The organism is Streptomyces griseicoloratus, from assembly GCF_014534645.1.
Lineage (GTDB): Bacteria > Actinomycetota > Actinomycetes > Streptomycetales > Streptomycetaceae > Streptomyces > Streptomyces griseicoloratus.
The window spans coordinates 269,621-282,052 of the sequence record NZ_JACVQF010000184.1 but is presented as its reverse complement, the minus strand read 5'-3'; the positions used below and the strand labels follow the sequence as shown (position 1 = coordinate 282,052).

The 12,432-nt window shown below is 74.0% G+C and carries 14 protein-coding genes; 8 read left to right on the top strand and 6 right to left on the bottom strand.

What is annotated here, in order from left to right:
• Positions 1-69: 69 nt before the first annotated feature.
• Entirely contained in the window at positions 70-855 is a 786-nt protein-coding gene (locus H0H10_RS12590; protein ID WP_188180995.1) for an endo alpha-1,4 polygalactosaminidase, read from the top strand.
• Positions 856-895: 40 nt separating this feature from the next.
• On the opposite strand, the gene H0H10_RS12585 is transcribed toward H0H10_RS12590, so the two are convergent.
• Entirely contained in the window at positions 896-1,681 is a 786-nt protein-coding gene (locus H0H10_RS12585) for an adenosylcobinamide-GDP ribazoletransferase (protein ID WP_188180994.1), read from the bottom strand.
• A 60-nt stretch (positions 1,682-1,741) separates the two neighbouring features.
• Here H0H10_RS12585 and H0H10_RS12580 point away from each other — a divergent pair, with 60 nt between their 5' ends.
• Positions 1,742-2,482 (top strand): hypothetical protein, encoded by a 741-nt coding sequence (locus H0H10_RS12580; protein WP_188180993.1) that lies wholly within the window; start codon positions 1,742-1,744, stop codon positions 2,480-2,482.
• Positions 2,483-2,696: 214 nt separating this feature from the next.
• Here the strand turns inward: H0H10_RS12580 and cobT are convergent, their stop codons facing one another.
• The gene (gene cobT, locus H0H10_RS12575) at positions 2,697-3,788 is read right to left on the bottom strand and encodes a nicotinate-nucleotide--dimethylbenzimidazole phosphoribosyltransferase (protein ID WP_188180992.1); all 1,092 of its coding nucleotides are present in this window, start codon (positions 3,786-3,788) and stop codon (positions 2,697-2,699) included.
• Positions 3,789-3,927: 139 nt separating this feature from the next.
• Between cobT and H0H10_RS12570 the strand changes: the two genes are divergently transcribed.
• On the top strand, positions 3,928-4,629 hold the full coding sequence (locus H0H10_RS12570; protein ID WP_188180991.1) for a class I SAM-dependent methyltransferase: 702 nt from the start codon (positions 3,928-3,930) through the stop codon (positions 4,627-4,629).
• Here the strand turns inward: H0H10_RS12570 and H0H10_RS12565 are convergent.
• The gene (locus tag H0H10_RS12565; protein ID WP_188180990.1) at positions 4,618-5,817 is read right to left on the bottom strand and encodes a bifunctional adenosylcobinamide kinase/adenosylcobinamide-phosphate guanylyltransferase; all 1,200 of its coding nucleotides are present in this window, start codon (positions 5,815-5,817) and stop codon (positions 4,618-4,620) included. The two genes, H0H10_RS12570 and H0H10_RS12565, sit on opposite strands and share 12 nt — an antisense overlap.
• A gap of 182 nt (positions 5,818-5,999) precedes the next feature.
• Here H0H10_RS12565 and H0H10_RS12560 point away from each other — a divergent pair, with 182 nt between their 5' ends.
• Positions 6,000-6,212 (top strand): hypothetical protein, encoded by a 213-nt coding sequence (locus H0H10_RS12560; RefSeq protein ID WP_188180989.1) that lies wholly within the window; start codon positions 6,000-6,002, stop codon positions 6,210-6,212.
• Positions 6,213-6,264: 52 nt separating this feature from the next.
• Here the strand turns inward: H0H10_RS12560 and H0H10_RS12555 are convergent, their stop codons facing one another.
• From H0H10_RS12555 to H0H10_RS12545, 3 genes are all read right to left on the bottom strand, one after another.
• Positions 6,265-7,341 carry a S1C family serine protease gene (locus H0H10_RS12555; RefSeq protein ID WP_188180988.1) on the bottom strand — a complete coding sequence of 359 codons (1,077 nt, stop codon included), beginning with the start codon at positions 7,339-7,341 and terminating at the stop codon, positions 6,265-6,267.
• A 57-nt stretch (positions 7,342-7,398) separates the two neighbouring features.
• Positions 7,399-8,136, bottom strand: coding sequence for a class I SAM-dependent methyltransferase (locus H0H10_RS12550; RefSeq protein ID WP_188180987.1), 738 nt, complete (start codon positions 8,134-8,136; stop codon positions 7,399-7,401).
• 83 nt (positions 8,137-8,219) lie between these two features.
• Entirely contained in the window at positions 8,220-8,858 is a 639-nt protein-coding gene (locus H0H10_RS12545; RefSeq protein ID WP_188181057.1) for a DUF3043 domain-containing protein, read from the bottom strand.
• A 270-nt stretch (positions 8,859-9,128) separates the two neighbouring features.
• On the opposite strand from H0H10_RS12545, the gene H0H10_RS12540 reads away from it, so the two are divergent.
• The 4 genes from H0H10_RS12540 (at position 9,129) to H0H10_RS12525 (ending at position 12,280) form a co-directional block, all read left to right on the top strand.
• Positions 9,129-9,914, top strand: coding sequence for a PspA/IM30 family protein (locus H0H10_RS12540; RefSeq protein ID WP_262506254.1), 786 nt, complete (start codon positions 9,129-9,131; stop codon positions 9,912-9,914).
• Between the two features lie 16 nt (positions 9,915-9,930).
• Positions 9,931-10,212, top strand: a complete 282-nt coding sequence (pspAA, locus tag H0H10_RS12535; protein ID WP_188180986.1) for a PspA-associated protein PspAA — start codon at positions 9,931-9,933, stop codon at positions 10,210-10,212.
• A 144-nt stretch (positions 10,213-10,356) separates the two neighbouring features.
• Complete coding sequence (locus H0H10_RS12530) at positions 10,357-11,574, top strand: sensor histidine kinase (RefSeq protein WP_188180985.1); 1,218 nt, start codon at positions 10,357-10,359, stop codon at positions 11,572-11,574.
• A 22-nt stretch (positions 11,575-11,596) separates the two neighbouring features.
• Positions 11,597-12,280 carry a response regulator gene (locus H0H10_RS12525; RefSeq protein WP_188180984.1) on the top strand — a complete coding sequence of 228 codons (684 nt, stop codon included), beginning with the start codon at positions 11,597-11,599 and terminating at the stop codon, positions 12,278-12,280.
• Positions 12,281-12,432 lie beyond the last annotated feature (152 nt).

The following is a 12,432-nucleotide window of genomic DNA, read 5'->3' as shown; positions in this document are numbered from 1 at the left end:
CGACGGCGTCGGTGCGGAGTGGGAGATCATTTCGGGGGTACGCCGACGCACAGATCTGGAGCCCGCACCATGAGACGCCCCGTCCTGCTCATAGCCCTTCTGCTGCTGCTCGCGGGCTGCACCTCGTCCCCGGACGACAAGCCGGACGAGGGTGCCGACCGCTGGCAGCCCAAGGCCGGCACGGACTGGCAGTGGCAGCTCAGCGGCAGGCTCGACACGTCCGTCGACGTGCCGGTCTACGACATCGACGGCTTCGACCACCCCGCCTCCACGGTCGCCGCCCTGCACGACGACGGCCGCAAGGTCATCTGCTACCTGTCCACCGGCGCCTGGGAGGACTTCCGGCCCGACGCGGAGAAGTTCCCCGAGTCGGTGCTGGGCCGCGGCAACGGCTGGGAGGGCGAACGCTGGCTGGACATCCGCCGGTTGGACGTCCTGGAGCCGCTGATGGCCGAGCGCATCGACATGTGCCGGGAGAAGGGCTTCGACGCGGTGGAGCCGGACAACATGGACGGCTACAAGAACGAGACGGGCTTCCCGCTGACCGCCGGCGACCAGCTCCGCTACAACCGGCTGATCGCGAAGCTCGCCCACGAACGGGGCATGGCGGTCGGCCTGAAGAACGACCTGGACCAGATCCCGGAGCTGGTGGACGACTTCGACTTCGCGGTCAACGAGCAGTGCGCGCAGTACGGCGAGTGCGCCGAGCTGAAGCCGTTCACCGACGCGGACAAGGCGGTCTTCCACGTCGAGTACGAGCTGCCGGCCAGCCGGTTCTGCGCCGAGTCCCGGGAGCTGAGGCTGAGTTCGCTGGAGAAGAAGTACGAACTGGGGGCCTGGCGCAGGGCCTGCTGATCCGGAGCCGGGGCGGCCGGGGAACGGCGGCTCGGGCTGCTCAGCCGAGGGCCAGTACCACCAGCGCGGTCGTGGCCGCCGTCTCCGCGACGCCGCCGAAGACGTCACCGGTGACCCCGCCGAAACGGCGGACGCAGCGGCGCAGCAGCAGTTCGGCGACGGCGACGGCGAGGACCACCGCGAGCGCCGCGCGCACCATGGCGTACGGCCCCGAGAGCGCGCCCGCCGCCGCGGCGGCGGCCGCCGTGACGGCGGCGGCCACGCCCAGCGCCCCGCCCACCGGGACCGCACCTGCGACCGCGGCGCCCAGGCCCTCCGGACGGGCGGCCGGCACCCCGGACCGTGCCGCCACGGTCAGCGCGAGCCGTGCGGCGGTCGCCGAGACCACGGCGGCGAGCGCGCCGCGTGCCCAGGAGCCGTCGTAGGCCCGGGCGAGCGCGGCCACCTGTGCGAGCAGCACGAACACGAGGGCGATCACGCCGAACGGGCCGATGTCGGACTGCTTCATGATCCGCAGCGCCGCCTCGGCGGGCTTGGCGCTGCCGAGCCCGTCCGCGGTGTCGGCCAGCCCGTCGAGGTGCAGGCCCCGGGTCAGTACTGCCGGTACGGCGGCGGTGGCGACGGCGGCGAGCGTCGTGCCCGCGCCGAGGAACAGCAGCAGGATTCCGGCGGCGGCGGCGAGGACGCCGACGACCAGGCCGGCCAGCGGCGCGCACAGCATGCCGGCGCGGGCGGCCGGGCGGTCCCAGCGGGTCACCCGGACCGGGAGCACGGTGAGGGTGCCGAAGGCGAAGCGCAGGCCGTCGCGGGAGGGGGAGCTGAGCACCGGCGCAGACTACCCGGCGGTCACCGGGGCGCCGTCGACGGGCGGGGATAAAGTGCGCATATGGGAGATTGGTGGCACCGGAACATCATCGAACCGGGAAAGCTGCCGTTGCTCCTCGCCCTCACGGCCTTCGTGCTGACGTTCGTGATCACGCGGGTGATCACCCGTCTGATCCGGGCGGGCAAGGGCCCGTTCGGCAACGTCCGGGCGGGCGGGGTGCACATCCACCACGTCGTCCCCGGGGTCGTCCTCACCGTCGTCGGCGGCTTCGGGGCCGTGGCGGGCGGGCAGCACGGCTTCGGGTCGGCGCTGAGCGCGGTGCTCTTCGGCGTCGGGGTGGGGCTGGTGCTGGACGAGTTCGCGTTGATCCTGCACCTCGACGACGTCTACTGGACCGAGGCCGGCCGCAAGAGCGTGGAGGTCGTGGTCGTCACCGCGGCGCTGGTCGGTCTGGTCCTCGCCGGGTTCACGCCGTTCGGCGTCGACGGGCTCACCGAGGACGAGTTGCAGCACCGGGCCAATGTCATCGCGGTCGTCGCGGGCAACTTCGTCTTCTCGCTCCTCGCCCTGAGCAAGGGCAAGGCCCGGATGGCCGTCTTCGGTGTGATCGTGCCCGTGATCGCCCTGGTCGGCGCCGTACGGCTGGCACGGCCGGACTCGCCCTGGGCCCGCCGCTTCTACGGGCGGCGTCCGCGTGCCCGGGCCAGGGCACGACTGCGTGCCTACCGCCACGACCGCCGCTGGTCCGGCCCCCGCCGCACCCTCCAGGACTGGATCGGCGGCCGCCCAAACCCGAGCTGACGGTAACCCGCGACGCTTGGCCGGGCAGCCGTCGTAACTGCGGGCAGCCGGCGCAGCTGCGGGCAGTCGTGCCTCCCCCAGTGCCTGAACGGCCTGGGAGGTACCCCCAGGGCGGCACGGGTGGGCGCAGCGGCACCCCGGCAGCGCCGGGCCGCGCGACCCACCCCCGGCCCCCACCCGCGCCGGGCGGCGATGCGCAAACGGCCCGGCGGCGTCACACCCCCTCGGTGGCCTCGGCCTCCTCAGAGGAGTCCGTCTCCTGCGCAACCTCCGGCAGCTCCGCCGCCAGCGCCGCCGCAGCCTGCACCAGCGGCAGCGCCAGCAGTCCACCCGCCCCCTCGCCCACGGTCACGCCCTGGGACAGCAGCGGCTCCAGCGCCATCCGGTCCAGCGCCTTCGCCTGCCCCGGCTCCCCGCTGTCGTGCGCGGCCAGCCACCAGTCCGGCGCCCGGAACGCCACCCGCTGGCCCACCAGCGCGCACGCCGCCGCCACGACCCCGTCAAGGATCACCGGCATCTTGCGCACGGCACTCTGCAGCAGGAAGCCCGTCATCGCCGTCAGATCCGCGCCGCCCACCGTCGCCAGCAGCCGCAACTGGTCCCCGAGCACCGGCCGGGCCCGGCGCAGCGCGTCCCGGATCGCCGCGCACTTGCGCATCCACGCCAGGTCGTCGATCGCGAGTCCGCCCCGCCCGGTGACCACCGACGCGTCCGTTCCGCACAGCGCGGCCACCAGCACGCCCGCCGCCGTCGTCCCGCCCACGCTCACGTCGCCGAGCACCACCAGATCCGTACCGGAGTCGGCCTCCTCGTCGGCCACCGCGACCCCGGCCCGGAAGGCGGCCTCCGCCTCCTGGGGGCTCAGCGCGTCCTCGACGTCGATGCGTCCGCCACCGCGCCGCACCCGGTGCCGTACGACCTCGGCGGGCAGCGTCTCCGGGTCGCAGTCCAGCGCCATGTCGACGACCCGCACGGGCACGCCGAGGCGCCGGGCGAGGACGGACACGGGCCGGCCGCCCTCCAGGACCTCGCGCACCAGCTGTCCCGCGCTGCCCGCGGGCCGGGCCGAGACGCCGAGTTCGGCGACCTTGTGGTCACCGGCGAAGAGCACCACCCGCGGCCGTTCCACCGGTCGCACCGGCACCGCCGACTGCGCCGCGGCCAGCCACTCACCCAGTTCGTCCAGGCGGCCCAGCGATCCGGGCGGCACGACCTGGCGCTCCCGGCGCGCCTCGGCGTCGCGGCGCACCCCGCCGTCGGGGCGCTCGATCAGATCGGTGAAGTCGTCGAGATTCAGCGAGCTCATTCGCCGAACAGTACCGGCCCCGCTCGAACAGGACGGCGGGCACATCCGCACCGCGCCGGAGCGGGTTCGTTGCACCCAAGATCGCGATCCCATACGTTCCGTTTTGCAGCGGATTGTCGTACGTCCTCAGGGAGCCGCCATGTCCGTACCGTCCGTGCCTCCCCTGCCCCGTCACGAGCCGCGACGCGCGGACTGCCCCTGGTGCGGCTCGCAACGGCTGCTGCGCCGCGCGCCGGGCCGCCGCCCCGCCGTCGACGAGTGCCGGGACTGCCGCCACACCTTCCACAACCCCCGCTCGGCCGCCGGGCCGGAGCGGGGCGCGGCCGTCCGGGCCGGCGCCCGCCTCAGACACCGGTCGGCCGCCCGTGCGCTGTTCCGGTGCTGTCCCGAACCGGAGAGCTGGCTGGACGTGGGCACCGGCGACGCCGACTTCCCCCGAACCGCGCGCTCCCTCTTCCCGTACACCTCCTTCGACGGCCTCGACCCCACCCACCGCGTCCTGCGGGCCCGCGCGGTCGAGCGCGTCGAGGAGGCGTACGTCGGCCGGCTGGCCGACCCGCACATCGCCGCCCGCCTGGGCGCCCGCTACGACGTCGTCAGCATGTTCCAGCACCTGGAACGCGTCCCGGACCCCCGCGCCGAGCTGCGCGCCGCCCTCCACGTACTGCGCCCGGGCGGCCATCTGCTCCTCGACGTCACCGACCCGCGCCGCCTGTTCGCCCTCCCGCCCGGCCCGCGTCCGGCCGGTCTGCGCGCCGAACTGGAGGCGAGGGGCTGCACGGTCCTCACCCGCCCGGGATCGCGCCGCGTCGTCGCGCGCAAGGAGCCGTCAGCCCCGTAGCACCAGCGCCTGGCCGGCCACCACCAGCAGCACCTGCTCGCACTCGGCGGCGAACGCCGCGTTCAGCCGGCCCAGTTCGTCGCGGTACCGGCGGCCCGACGCCGTGGCCGGCACGATCCCCGAGCCGACCTCGTTGGACACGGCGACGAGGGTGCGCCGCGTGCCGCGCACCGCCTCCGTCAGCTCCCGCACCCGGTCCCTGAGGGCCCGCTCCCCGCCGTCGGCCCACTCCGCGTCGTCCCACGCCCCGACGGCGTCCATCGCGTCCGTCAGCCACAGCGACAGGCAGTCGATCAGCAGCGGAGGCCCGTCCTCCTTCAGCAGCGGCACCAGGTCGCACGTCTCGGCGGTGCGCCAGGAGCCGGGCCGCCGCTCCCGGTGCGCCGCGACCCGCTCCGCCCATTCGGTGTCGCCGCCGCGGGTCCCGCCGGTCGCCACGTACAGCACGTCGGGGAAGGACTCCAGGCGCCGTTCGGCCTCCACCGACTTCCCCGACCGCGCCCCGCCCAGCACCAGCGTCCGCCGCGGCACGTCCGGTACGTCCTCGTAGGCGCCCACCACCAGCGTCGTCCCGTCCGGCACCGCCCGTGCCCCCGCCGCGGCCAGCCGCCGCCGCAGCTCCGGCCCCGGCGGCACGTCGTGGTCGAGATGGACGGCGACCACGTCGGTCGTCGGCCCCGCCGCACCCACGGCCCGCAGCTTCGCCAGCGCGTCCGGCCGGCCCACGACGTCCGCGAGGACCATGTCGTAGGGCTCGGCGGGCTCCTCCAGCCCGGCCGGCGCGCCACCCGGCGGCAGATACAGCAGCCGCTGCCCGTCGGGACCGGTCACGGCGTACCCGGTGCCCGGCGCGTCCAACGCCAGCGCCCGCACCCGGTGCCCGGTCAGCAGGGCCAGTTCACGCCCGTCCGGCACCCGCCCCGGCTGCGGCAGCCCGGCCGGCACCTCGACCGCCGGCCCGTCGTGCGGGTGGGAGAGCAGCACCTGCCGTACGCCGCCCAGCGAGCGCCCGGCCCGCGCGGCCGCGAACGCGGCACCCGGCGTCAGGTCGAGCAGCAGCGCCCCGTCCACCAGCAGCGCGGTCGCCGCGCGCGCGTTCTCTCCCTGGGCGGCGGCACAGGCCGCGCAGGGGCAGTCGGGGCGGGGAAGTCCCGCGGGGGCACCGGTACCGAGCAGAGTCACGTCCACGCACCGATTTTCGCCGGTCGCCCCGCGACCTGCGCGTCCGAGACCCGCCGAGGGGCGCCGTCCGCACCCCGCCTTCCGCGGCGGCCTTCTACGGCGCGCCCGGCACAGCGCATAGGCTGCGACCGGGAACCGGACCGGGATCCGGCTTCCGCACTGCACGTGCTCACATCTTGGAGGCGTACATGGCGGCATGGACGTGGCGGTTCGAGACGGCCGGCGGGACGGAGGTCCAGCCCGCGGTGCAGCCCGAGGAGTTCACCACCCAAGGGGACGCCGAGTCCTGGATCGGGGAGCACTGGAAGGCCCTCCAGGAGGGCGGCGCCGACCAGGTGCGGCTGTTCGAGGACTCCACGGAGATCTACGGGCCGATGAGCCTGCACGCCGAAGAGGCCTGACCGGCAGGCAGGGGCGGGGGCCGGTTGCGGCCGGCCCGCGCCCTGGGCCGGCTCACTGCTCGCCCAGCGTCACGTCCACGGTCCGCTTGTCGTCGTTGCGGGTGAACGTCACCTTCGTCCGGTCGCCGGGCTGCATCGACGCCAGCGCCTCGGCCAGCGAGGTGATCGTGGTGATGTCCCGGTCACCCAGACCGGTGATGACGTCCCCGGCCTCGATGCCCGCCCTGTCGGCGGCCCCGCCGCTGCTCACCTCCACGACGGCCACGCCGGCCGGCCGGAAGTCGGCGTCCACGACGGTACGGCCGGTGATGCCGAGGGCCGCCCGGCCCGAGTCGGTGACCCTGCCCTCCTCGACGATCTGGTCGGCGATCGTCTTCACCGTCGACGCCGGGATCGCGAACCCGATGCCGGGCGCCGCGCTGTCGCCGAGGCCGGGATCGGTCGCGGCGAGCGTGGGGATGCCGACGACCCGCCCGTCGAGGCCGACCAGGGCACCCCCGCTGTTGCCGGGGTTGATGGCCGCCGACGTCTGCACCATGTTCCCGATCGTCGCGCCCGTGCCCCCGCCGGTGCCGGGTTCGGTGACGGTCCGTCCGGTCGCCGAGACGATGCCCTGCGTCACGCTCGACGACAGTCCGAGCGGCGAGCCCATCGCCAGCACGATCTGCCCGACCTCGACCTTCGCGGAGTCCCCGAAGGAGGCCGTCCTCAGCCCCTCGGGCCTCTTCTCCAGCCTGATGACCGCGAGGTCCTGCTCGGGATACGAGTAGACCAGCCGGGCGGCCACGGGGTCCTCGCTGTGGGCGGTCGTCACCTGGAAGGTCTTCCGGTCCCCGACGACGTGCGCGTTGGTGACGACGTGGCCCTTGTCGTCGTACACGACCCCCGAGCCGAGGTCGCCGCCGGCCTGGATCTGCACGACCGACGGCAGCACGTCCCTGATCACCCGCTGGTAGTCGTCCTGGAGGTCGCGCGCCGCCGCGGCGGCGCGTGTGGTGGCGCTCTCCTGTTCGTCGCGGTCCGCCGCCCCGGAGCCGGACCCCGTGCAGCCGGTGACGAGCAGCAGGGAGCAGGCCGGCAGGGCGGCGAGGCCGAGGAGCCGTGGCAGGCGAATGCGGCGTACGTCCATGCCCCGAGTCTCGCCGCGGGGCGGGCCCGCGGCTTGCGGTGAGCACCCGAACGGGCTTCAGCCGCGCACCCCGCACAGGTGGAGCAGCGCCGCGACCCCCCGGTAGGGGTCCGTGCGCCCGGCCCGCTCCTCGACCGCCAGCAGTGTCTCGACGTCGTCCGGGACCGCGGCCCCGTCGGCCGCCGTGTCCGTGAAGACCCGGACGCCGTACCAGGTGTGCAGCGGGGCGCCGATGCCCGCGAGCTTGGCCGTCAGCGCGGCCCGCCGGTCCGCGCGGACCTCGGGGCCGAGGCGGGCGGGAACCGCCGCGTCCGATTCCGTCCGGGAACGGGGGAGGCAGGCGGCGGAGTCGAAGGCGGCCAGGGCCGCGGCCCACTCGCCGTGCAGTCCCGGCCGCATCGCGAGCGCGTCGCCGTTGCGCACGAGCAGCGACAGCAGTCCGCCCGGGGCGAGCATCCGGGCCAGCCCGGCCAGCAGCGGGTCGGGCTCCTCGACGTGCATGAGCACACCGTGGCACAGCACGACGTCGAAGCTGCCCGGCAGGAAGTGCACACCGGTGTCCCGGCCGTCGCCCTCGATGATCCGCATCCGCTCCCGGATGCCCTCCGGCTGGCCGGCCAGGGCCCGCCGGGCCGTGGCGATCAACACGGGGTCCTGCTCCAGGCCGGTCACCTGGTGCCCGGCCCTGGCCAGGCGCAGCGCCTGTGTGCCCGGACCCATGCCGACGTCGAGCACCCGCAGCCGCCGGCCGACCGGAAACCGGCCGGCTATCTGCTCGTCCAGCTGCCGGGCCACCAGCTCCTGCCGGACGACGTCCCGCAGATCACCCAGGCCGTCCAGCCAGGCGTCCGCCGGGTCCCCGGTGAACGGTGTCGTGCTCAGGGCCTCTCCCCGCGCTTGACCTGCGGCTTGGGCAGCCGGAGCCGGCGCATCTGGAGGGAGCGCATCAGCGCGTAGGCGACCGCGCCCCGCTTGTTGTCGTCGGGGAAGCGCTCGGCGAGGCGCTTCTTGAGCCGGAAGCCGGTGACGATCGAGTCGAGCACGATCAGCACGATCACGACCAGCCACAGCAGCAGCGCGACGTTCTGCAGCGAGGCCACCCGGATCATGCTCAGCACGAGGATGACCACGGCCATCGGCAGGAAGTACTCCGCGATGTTGAACCGCGAGTCGATGAAGTCGCGGGCGAACCGGCGGACCGGGCCCTTGTCACGGGCCGGCAGATACCGCTCGTCGCCGCTGGCCAGGGCCTGGCGCTGCCGCTCCAGCGCGGTCCGGCGCTCCTCGCGCTGACGCCTGGCGGCCTCCTTGCGCGTCATCGGCGTGTTGGCGACGCTGCGGCGCTGGGACTGGGCCTCACTGCGCTTGGGCGTGGGCCTGCCCTTGGGGGCCTGCGGGTCGCGGGGCTGCTTGGAGTCGGTCGGCGGCGCCTTGTCGGCGGCCGCGGCCTTCTCATCCTTGGCACGGCTACGGAACACAAAACCCAAGGGTACGGGGTAGGGGGGTGTGGACCCCAGCCCGGTGGGGAACGATCCGGCAACGCCGGTCGTCTCTAAGTGGACAGAGGGGACGTTGCGTACAGCCGCCGACACCGGCTCCGGAAGACGACCCCGGGAAGCACCTACTCCCTACGCCGGATCAGGAACGTACGCAGTCGTCCTTGGGGATGAGCGCATCCGTCCCCGAACAGTGCGGTAATGGATGCAGGGCCCGTACTGTGGGTTCTGTTGCAGTCGCTGGAGCTGGAGTCGGTCAGAAGGGGGCGCGCGAAGCCCATGAGCGGTGTCATGAAGCGTATGGGGATGATCTTCCGCGCGAAGGCCAACAAGGCCCTTGACCGGGCCGAGGACCCGCGCGAGACCCTCGATTACTCGTACCAGAAGCAGCTGGAGCTGCTCCAGAAGGTGCGCCGCGGCGTCGCCGACGTGGCGACCAGCCGCAAGCGCCTGGAGCTCCAGCTCAACCAGCTCCAGTCCCAGTCCTCCAAGCTGGAGGACCAGGGCCGCAAGGCCCTCGCGCTGGGACGTGAGGACCTGGCCCGCGAGGCGCTGTCCCGGCGCGCCGCGCTCCAGCAGCAGGTGACCGACCTGGAGACCCAGCACGCCACGCTCCAGGGCGAGGAGGAGAAGCTCACCCTGGCGGCCCAGCGTCTCCAGGCCAAGGTGGACGCCTTCCGTACGAAGAAGGAGACCATCAAGGCCACCTACACCGCGGCCCAGGCGCAGACCCGCATCGGGGAGGCGTTCTCCGGCATCTCCGAGGAGATGGGCGACGTCGGCCTCGCGATCCAGCGCGCCGAGGACAAGACGGCACAGCTCCAGGCCCGGGCCGGAGCCATCGACGAACTGCTCGCCTCCGGCGCCCTGGACGACCCCTCCGGCATGCACAAGGACGACATCCAGGCCGAGCTGGACCGGCTCTCCGGTGGTACGGATGTAGAGCTGGAACTGCAGCGGATGAAGGCCGAGCTGGCCGGCGGAAGCAGCGGTGGCCAGCAGGCCATCGAGGGCGGCAGCGGCCAGGGGCAGTCCCAGCAGCAGCCGCAGGACACCCCGCGCTTCGACAAGCAGTAGCCCACCGGGAGGCGACGTGATCGTACGGATCATGGGGGAGGGGCAGGTGAGGCTGCCCGACGCCCGCCTCGCCGACCTGAACGAGCTCGACGACGAGCTCCTCGCCGAGATGGAGAAGGGCGACGGGCCGGGCTTCCGCGCCACCCTCCAGGCACTGCTGGCCAAGGTCCACGAACTGGGCGAGCCGGTGCCGGACGACTCCCTGGAACCCTCGGACCTCATCCTCCCCACCCCCGACGCCACCCTGGAGGAGGTCCGGGACATGCTGAGCGACGACGGCCTGATCCCGGGGACGTGAGGTGTTCCAGCGCGTCGTGGGGGTCCCCCGCTCGAGCGAAGCCGAGAGTGGGGGGAGCTTGAGGACGAGGCAGTCCGGGCCGGCGGTCACCTGGACGCCGGGTGCCGTACAAAGCGACGCCCGCCCCCGCTACCGTAAACACGCGTGAGCACTATCGCGCGGGCCCGATGCCGGTTCGCCGCCCACCCCCTCGCGCTGGACGCGGCCCTCGCCGTGGCCGTCCTGGTGTGCATGGTGGCCGGTTCCTTCGCGGACCCGCACGGTCCCGACGGCGTCACCTGGGGCGTCCGCACCCCCGACCCGCTCAGCCTGCTCCTGATGGCGCTCGGCGCCGCCGCGCTCGTCCTGCGCCGTCGCGCCCCCATGACGGTCCTCGCGCTCACCGGCGTCGTCTCCGTCGTCGAGTTCGTCACCGGCGACCCCCGCGCCCCGGTCGTCATGTCGGCCGTCGTCGCCCTGTACACCGTCGCCGCCACCACCGACCGCCCCACCACCTGGCGGGTCGGGCTGCTCACCATGGCCGTGCTCACCGGCGCCGCCATGCTGGCCGGCCCGCTGCCCTGGTACGCCCAGGACAACCTCGCCGTCTTCGCCTGGACCGGCATCGGTGCCACCGCCGGGGACGCCGTCCGCAGCCGCCGGGCCTTCGTGCACGCCATCCGCGAGCGCGCCGAGCGGGCCGAGCGCACCCGCGAGGAGGAGGCCCGCCGCCGCGTCGCCGAGGAGCGGCTGCGCATCGCCCGCGACCTGCACGACGTCGTCGCCCACCACATCGCCCTGGTCAACGTGCAGGCCGGGGTCGCCGCCCACGTCATGGACAAGCGGCCCGACCAGGCCAAGGAGGCCCTCGGTCACGTCCGGGAGGCCAGCCGCTCCGCGCTCAACGAGCTGCGCGCCACCGTCGGCCTGCTCCGCCAGTCCGACGACCCGGAGGCCCCGACCGAGCCCGCCCCCGGCCTGGACCGCCTGGACGAACTCGCCGGCACCTTCCGCAACGCCGGACTCCACGTCGAGGTGGCCCGCGCCGACCAGGGCACCGCCCTGCCCACCGCCGTCGACCTGGCCGCCTACCGCGTCATCCAGGAGGCCCTGACCAATGTGCAAAAGCACGCGGGGCCTGAGGCGAAGGCCGAGGTCAGCGTCGTCCGCGTGGGCCCGAACATCGAGATCACCGTGCTCGACGACGGCACCGGCGAGCACGAGGCCCCCGCCGCCGGCGGCGGGCACGGGCTGCTGGGCATGCGCGAGCGCGTCACCGCCGTGCGCGGCACCCTCACCACCGGTCCCCGGTACGGGGGCGGCTTCCGCGTCCATGCGATCCTGCCCGTCAAGATGCCGGTCGACCATCGCGGCCGCGCCTGACGAGGACCCCGGAGGCCCCCGTATGACGATCCGTGTCCTGCTCGCCGACGACCAGGCCCTGCTGCGCAGTGCCTTCCGGGTGCTCGTCGACTCCGAGCCCGACATGGAGGTGGTGGGCGAGGCGTCCGACGGCGCGGAGGCGGTGCGGCTGGCCAAGGAGCAGCGGGCCGACGTGGTGCTGATGGACATCCGGATGCCCGGCACGGACGGCCTCGCCGCCACCCGGATGATCGGCGCCGACCCGGCCCTCGCCCAGGTTCGCGTCGTCATACTGACCACCTTCGAGGTCGACGACTACGTCGTGCAGTCGCTGCGGGCGGGTGCCTCCGGCTTCCTCGGCAAGGGCTCCGAGCCCGACGAGCTGCTGAACGCCATCCGGGTGGCGGCCGGCGGGGAGGCGCTGCTGTCCCCGGCCGCCACCAAGGGGCTGATCGCCCGCTTCCTCGCCCAGGAGGGCACGGCGGACGCGGACCGCGATCCCGTCCGCGCCGAGCGGCTGGACACCCTGACCGGCCGGGAGCGCGAGGTGCTGGTGCAGGTCGCCGCGGGCCACTCCAACGACGAGATCGCCGAGCGGCTGGAGGTCAGCCCGCTGACCGTGAAGACCCACGTCAACCGCGCCATGGCCAAGCTGGGCGCACGCGACCGGGCGCAGCTGGTGGTGATCGCGTACGAGTCGGGGCTGGTACGTCCAAGGGTGGAGTGACCTCCACCCGGGCGTACTGCGCCGGGAGTATGCGCCGGATAAGGAAATGGACCTGCGGCCTACGGAATCACCGTCGCCGATGGCTCAGGGTGTTGAGGTGGGCGCTCACGTCTGCCGCCCTTCCTCCGCTCAGGCCACAGAAGAGAGACCCT